Source organism: Neoroseomonas soli (assembly GCF_018129065.1).
Taxonomy (GTDB): domain Bacteria; phylum Pseudomonadota; class Alphaproteobacteria; order Acetobacterales; family Acetobacteraceae; genus Neoroseomonas; species Neoroseomonas soli.
Genome location: NZ_JAAEDM010000150.1, coordinates 1 through 5,735, shown reverse-complemented (window position 1 = coordinate 5,735; position 5,735 = coordinate 1). Strand labels below are relative to the sequence as shown.

The following is a 5,735-nucleotide window of genomic DNA, read 5'->3' as shown; positions in this document are numbered from 1 at the left end:
GGCAGGATGGCGGCGGGTGGCGCGGGGGCCGGGACCGGCATCACCACCGGGGCCGGCGGGCTGGCCGTGGCGCCCGGCGCGGGAAAAAGCCGCAGCCCTGCGCCGATCGCCGCCGCGCCGTCGGCGCCCAGGGTGCCGGTGCTCAGGTCCAGCCCCGCAGGGCGCTCGAGCCCGCCCTTCTGCGCGGACGCCGGTCCGGCTGCCATGGCGAGGGCGAGGATCGTAGCGGAGGCAAGAAAGAAGCGGGGCATGGTCGGGTTCACCAATGCTGCGGCCTGTCACCCAGCACAATCGGCGGCGGCGATGCCGAGTTCAAGCGCGGGGCGCGCCGCGCCCTGAAACGCTTCAGGGGCGCCGTTCCCGACGCCCCTGAAGGTGTCACTCGAAGCGGGCGGCTTCCTCGAAGTCGAGCCGCGGGTTGCGCGGGAAGAGGCCTTCCGGGTCGCCGTAGCCGAGGTTGACCAGGAAGTTCGACTTCCAGTTCGTGCCGGCGAAAAAGGCCTCGTCCACCTTCGCGTTGTCGAAGCCGCTCATTGGGCCGGCGTCGAGGCCGACCGCGCGCGCCGCCAGGATCAGGTAGGCGCCCTGCAGCGAGCCGTTGCGGAAGGCCGTCTGCTCGGCGAAGGAGAGCGAGCCGGTGAACCAGTTCTTCGCATCCGGCGCGTGCGGAAAAAGCACCGGCAGCTTGTCGTAGAAGTGCAGGTCGTGCGCGACGATCACGGTGACCGGCGCCTTCATCGTCTTCTCGAGGTTGCCGGCCGAGAGCGCGGGCTTCAGCTTCGCCTTGCCTTCCGGCGTGCGCACGAAGACGAAGCGCGCGGGGGATGCGTTGGCCGAGGTCGGCGCCATCTTCAGCAGGTCGTAGAGTTCGCGCAGCTTGGCGTCCGGCACCGGCCGGTCCTGCCAGGCATTGTGCGTGCGCGCCTCGCGGAAGAGCTGGTCGAGCGCGCGGTCGTCGATGGTCTCGGGAGCCATGTTGATGTCCATGTCGGATTCCTGCTGAAGAATTATCGCCGTGATTCCGATATGGCCGCCAGACCGCCGGAGGCCATGTCGCGCCGCAAATGGCGGCGATCACCGATTGGAATGATGCGCCCGAACCGAATCGCCGGGCGCGCCGCAAGCCTCGCTCAGCCCTCGACCTGCTCCACCGCCACCACCTCGGGCACGTAGTGGCGCAGCATGTTCTCGACCCCGTGCTTCAGCGTGGCGCGGGAGGACGGGCAGCCCGAGCAGGCGCCCTGCATGTGCAGCCGCACGATGCCGTCGCGGAAGCCGCGGAAGACGATGTCGCCGCCATCGCCGGCCACCGCCGGGCGCACGCGCGTGTCGAGCAGTTCCTTGATCTGCGCGACCACTTCCTGATCGACGGGGTCGAAATCCTCGCCGTGCTCGCCATGGGCCTCGCCGTCTTCCATCACCGGGAAGCCGGAGAGGTAGTGCTCCATGATCGCGCCGAGCACGCGCGGGCGGAGCATCGTCCAGTCGGCGTCCTCGGACTTGGTCACGGTGACGAAATCGCTGCCGAGGAAGACGCGTGCCACGTCGCCCACGAGGAAGACCCGCTCGGCGAGAGGGGACCGTCCCGCCGCCTGCTCCACGGCCGTGAAGTCCGCCGTGCCGCGGTCCCCGAGCACGTCGCGCCCGGGCAGGAACTTCAGCGTGGCGGGATTGGGGGTGGCTTCGGTCTCGATGAACATGGCGGTTTTCCGCTGCTGTCGATGATTCCCGACCTATGTGGTCCGGATTGCCGCGGCATGCAACCGGTGCCGCCGGGCGCGCCTCAGGCGAACGTCATCGCCGGCAGCGCATCCTGCGGCCGCACGAAGTAGCGGTAGCGGTAGGCCTCCGCCATGCCGAGGCCGGTGTTCAGCGCAAGCGAGGCCGCATTGGCCGCCGCCACCTGGCAGAAGAGCCAGCCGGCCCCCTGCTCCTTCGCCCATTGCGCCGCCGCGTGCACGGTGCGGGCCGCGAGGCCCTTGCGCCGGTGCTCCGGCCGCACCGCCAGGTCGAAATAGGCCGCGACCTCTCCCGCCGCGACCACCGAGGCGACGGCGACGGCCTCGGCGCCCTCCCGCAGCGTGATCCAGGCGCCCGGCACGACGAGCAATGCGGGCGTGCCTTCCTTCTCCCGCCGCCGGGCGGGGGTCTGGTGCTCGGCGGTGGCGGTCACCGCCATCCAGTCGGCATCGGGGGCGGCCATCGCATTGGCGGCCGGGTCGGGGGCGGCAATGGCGTCGATGGGCGCGAGCAGGACGATGGTTTCGTCCTTCTCGACATAGCCGCGCGCGGCCAGCAGCCCGGCCAGCCCCGGCGGGTCGAGCGGCATGGAGCGGAAGCGCGGCGCCACGCCGAGGGCGGCGTAGCGTGCCTCGATCCGCCCCACCCGTGCCGCGAGGCCCGGATCCGGCAAGGGATCGAGCGAGGAAGCCGCATTGGCCCGCCCCGTGCCCCCGGCGAAGGCGCGGATCACGAAGGGCCCGTCGAAGGCGACGCGCGGCGCCGGCACGCTGGTCAGGGTCGCGCGTTCCAGCGTCGCGATGTCGGGCGGCGTCATGGTTGGAGGCCGAGCCGGCCGATCAGCATCTCCTCCGACCTGGCCGTCTCGGCCAGGAGGGCGGCATAGGCGCCGCCGTCGCGGTAGTCCTCGGTCATGTCGTTGCGCGCCAGCATGGCCTGGAAGGCTTCGTCCCGCATGGCGGCACGGAAGGCGTCGTGCAGGGCGGCGGTGGCTTCGGCGGGCAGGCGCGGGGGGGCGACGATGCCGAAGGGCGCCGTCACCGTCAGCCGGTAGCCGAGTTCGCGCAGCGTCGGGGCCTCCGGCCAGCGCGGCAGGCGCTGCGCGCTCCAGACATGCAGCCAGGCGGCTTCCCCGTCCGTGACCGAGGGCCCGATGCCGCTGACCGGACCGGCCATGGCGTCCACGTCGTCGGCGGCCAGCGCCCGCGCGCCGTGCGCCGCGCCCCGGAAGGGCACGTGCACGGCCTGCACGCGCTCGCGCAGCAGCAGCCGCGCCATGGTCAGGTGGCCGTTCGAGTTCACCCCCGGGCTGCCGTAGGAGAGCGTGCCCGGCTTCTCCCGCGCTTCGCGCAGGAACCCGGCCCAGCCGTCCGGGAAGCGGCCGACCTTGGCGATGGCGCCGAAGGCCTGGCCGGCGACGCCAAGGATGGGCGTGATGTCGCCCGGCACCTCGAAGGGCAGGTGTTCGAGCAGCGCGACGCGCAGGGCGGAGACCGGCATCTGCGCCAGCACGCGCCCGTCCGGCGCCGCCGCGGCGAGCGCGGCGATGGCGCGGACGCCACCCCGGCCGGGCTTGTTGTGGACCTCGACCGGCTGGCCGATCAGCCGCGAGGCTGCCTCGGCCAGGCTGCGCATCACCTCGTCATTGGTGCCGCCGGCGGCAAACGGCACCAGCAGGCGGATCGGGCCGGACGGCGCCCAGGCGCTCGCTGCGCGGCGCACGGCCGGCAACGCCAAGGCGCCGAGCAGCATCGCGCGGCGCGCTATCCCGGACATGAGACTGCGTCTCCCCGTCCCGTGGTCACAGAAGCGTCATCCTGCTCGTGCCGGCGCCAGAATGCCAGCACCCCACCGTTGCAATCCGTTGCCCGACGGCAAAACCCCGGTCACCGGGGGATGCTCGGCTCATCGCACGACCGAGGAGGAGAAGAAAGATGGCGGCACGGATCGGCAGCACGATCGGGCTCGCACTGCTTGCCGCGACATGGATTGTCGCGGCGCTGCCCGGACGCGTGCGGGCGACGCCGGCATCCCGCCCGGCTGCGGCGAAGTCCGGGGAAGCGGCGCGCGCCGCCCGCCTGCGGGCCGGGGCGCGCGCCTGGATCCAAGGCGCCGCGGCTCACCAGCGCCGGGCGTAGCCCCAGCGGTCGTCGCGATCGGCGTAACGGTCGCTGCGGGGCCGATGGTCGCGCCAGTCACCACGCCAGGCCTGGTGCGGCGGCCGCCAGGGGCGGTGCCAGCCATGGTGGCGATAGGCGGGGTGCTGCCAGGACGGCGCCGGACGCCAGCCGTAGCCGTGCGGGCGTTGCTCCCAGGCAAGGGCGGGGGCGGCGGAGAGGGTCGCGACGACGAGGGCGGCGAGGGGAAGCAGGCGACGCATGGGGGTCCTCCTTTCCTGCGAAGGAGAGGAGACGACAGGGCCGCGGCGGCGCAGCGTCGCGACGATGGCGAAACGGCGGCGGCACGTGACGGAGAGTGACGGAGGCGGGGAGGGCTCCGCCCTCCCCGGGACCCCGCCCGCCGAGGGCCGAAAGGCCCTCGGAACCCGATACATGGGCCAGGGACATGGCGTGCGCGCGGCGTCTGTCCCCGCCTCCGCTCATCTGATGGCGTCCGGAGGATCTTCGGCCTCCGTGGGCGTCCATTGGCGTTGCATCGCAAGGCCAATGGGTGCCCGTGGCGGGGTGAGGCCCGGAGAGGGGCAAGGCCCCTCTCCGTCTCCCGTCATCCCCGTGCTTCTTCCGCCAGCCGAGCGAGCGCCGCGCGGTAGCTTTCCTCGAACAGGGCGTCGAGCGCCGGGTTCACGCCCTTGCACCCCGCCGCGACGCGTCCTGCCCAACCCACGTACTCCGTGCGTCGCGCGTGGTTCCAGTTGGCCGGCGGGCTGTCCGCGATCGCGCGCAGGTTGGCGATCTTGTCGGCAAGCTTGAGCTGCTTCGCGGCATCCGAGGTGCTGGGCGCGTGGCTGATCTGCAGGGCCTTGCGGACCTCCTTCGGCAACGACTTGTCGTCGGTCGCCTCGGCGACGATGTCGGCGATCGCCTGGCCGAAGGCGGCGACGAGATCGGCGTGGGTCGCCTCGGTGTCCTCGATGGTGTCGTGGAGAAGGCCGGCGATCACCGCATTCTCGGGTGCGCCGTGCTCGGCGAGCAGGCTCGCGACCTCGATGACGTGGTTGACGTAGGGTTCGGCGGCGGCGCCCTTGCGCGTCTGCCCGGCATGCGCGCGGGCGGCGAAGAGGGTCGCGCGAAGCAGGCGCGCGGCCTGGTCGGGTGCGGAGTGCATGGGGCACGTCATTGGGGCTGTCGCGGGCTTCGGCGCAAGGGGTGCCGCAGCGTGCGGTGCGCCGCGATCCGGCTGGCAGGGCCCATGGCGCGGGCCCGCGCCGGTCACGCCCCCGGCGCGTGGGGGTCGAGGACGGTATCGGGCAGCGGCATCGCGCGCGCGCCATAGGTCCAGACCAGCGCACAATCCACGCGCCGGCCCGGGAAGGCCGCGCGCAGCAGGGCGCGGTAGGCCGCCATCTGCCGCAGGTAGAGCGGCGCGACCTGCGCGGCCTCGGCCGGTGGCGGGCGATTGGTCTTGTAGTCCAGCACCAGCACGCGCTCCGGTTCGACCAGCAGCCGGTCCACCTGGCCGGCGATCAGCCGCCCGCCGACGCGGCCGGCGAGCGGCGCCTCGGCCAGGCTGCCGGGGCCGAGGGCGGCGGCGACCAGCGGCTCGGCGAGCAGCGCCGTGACCTCGGCCAGCACGGCGTCCTGCTCGGCCTCGTCGAGCCCGTGGCCGGGGCGGGCGAGGAAGCGGCGCGCCGTCGCCTCCCGCGTCGCGGGCAGGTGGTCGGGCAGGTGCTGCAGCAGGGCATGGACCAGCCGGCCGCGGCGGAAGCGCAGGCCGCGCGGGTCGTCCGAGGGGCGCGGCGGGGCGGCGGGGGTCTCCTCCTCGCCGGGCAGGGCGGAGGGGGCGACGGCGCCTTCGGGGGCTTCTTGCGGCGCGGG

The 5,735-nt window shown here is 73.4% G+C and carries 8 protein-coding genes; all 8 read right to left on the bottom strand.

Annotation, left to right across the window (positions count from 1 at the left end):
- Positions 1-251 (bottom strand): hypothetical protein (locus GXW76_RS24770; protein WP_211864811.1); only part of this gene is annotated, 251 nt, incomplete at its 3' end.
- A gap of 127 nt (positions 252-378) precedes the next feature.
- Positions 379-987 (bottom strand): malonic semialdehyde reductase, encoded by a 609-nt coding sequence (locus GXW76_RS24765; protein ID WP_246514693.1) that lies wholly within the window; start codon positions 985-987, stop codon positions 379-381.
- Between the two features lie 143 nt (positions 988-1,130).
- Positions 1,131-1,700 carry a NifU family protein gene (locus GXW76_RS24760; protein WP_211864810.1) on the bottom strand — a complete coding sequence of 190 codons (570 nt, stop codon included), beginning with the start codon at positions 1,698-1,700 and terminating at the stop codon, positions 1,131-1,133.
- 83 nt (positions 1,701-1,783) lie between these two features.
- Positions 1,784-2,557 carry a GNAT family N-acetyltransferase gene (locus GXW76_RS24755; RefSeq protein ID WP_211864809.1) on the bottom strand — a complete coding sequence of 258 codons (774 nt, stop codon included), beginning with the start codon at positions 2,555-2,557 and terminating at the stop codon, positions 1,784-1,786.
- Complete coding sequence (locus GXW76_RS24750; protein ID WP_211864808.1) at positions 2,554-3,516, bottom strand: Bug family tripartite tricarboxylate transporter substrate binding protein; 963 nt, start codon at positions 3,514-3,516, stop codon at positions 2,554-2,556. The genes GXW76_RS24755 and GXW76_RS24750 overlap by 4 nt, the downstream gene beginning before the upstream one ends.
- 343 nt (positions 3,517-3,859) lie before the next feature.
- Entirely contained in the window at positions 3,860-4,120 is a 261-nt protein-coding gene (locus GXW76_RS24745) for a hypothetical protein (RefSeq protein WP_211864807.1), read from the bottom strand.
- Between the two features lie 344 nt (positions 4,121-4,464).
- Complete coding sequence (locus tag GXW76_RS24740; protein ID WP_246514692.1) at positions 4,465-5,025, bottom strand: HD domain-containing protein; 561 nt, start codon at positions 5,023-5,025, stop codon at positions 4,465-4,467.
- A 104-nt stretch (positions 5,026-5,129) separates the two neighbouring features.
- On the bottom strand, positions 5,130-5,735 hold a 606-nt coding region (locus GXW76_RS24735; RefSeq protein ID WP_211864805.1), incomplete at its 5' end, for a PD-(D/E)XK nuclease family protein.

Bases quoted from the DNA above. Each gene is read 5' to 3' on its own strand.
- GXW76_RS24740 (WP_246514692.1), bottom strand. From the start codon at position 5,025: ATGCACTCCGCACCCGACCAGGCCGCGCGCCTGCTTCGCGCGACCCTC.
- GXW76_RS24755 (WP_211864809.1), bottom strand. From the start codon at position 2,557: ATGACGCCGCCCGACATCGCGACGCTGGAACGCGCGACCCTGACCAGC.
- GXW76_RS24745 (WP_211864807.1), bottom strand. From the start codon at position 4,120: ATGCGTCGCCTGCTTCCCCTCGCCGCCCTCGTCGTCGCGACCCTCTCC.
- GXW76_RS24765 (WP_246514693.1), bottom strand. From the start codon at position 987: ATGGACATCAACATGGCTCCCGAGACCATCGACGACCGCGCGCTCGAC.
- GXW76_RS24760 (WP_211864810.1), bottom strand. From the start codon at position 1,700: ATGTTCATCGAGACCGAAGCCACCCCCAATCCCGCCACGCTGAAGTTC.
- GXW76_RS24750 (WP_211864808.1), bottom strand. From the start codon at position 3,516: ATGTCCGGGATAGCGCGCCGCGCGATGCTGCTCGGCGCCTTGGCGTTG.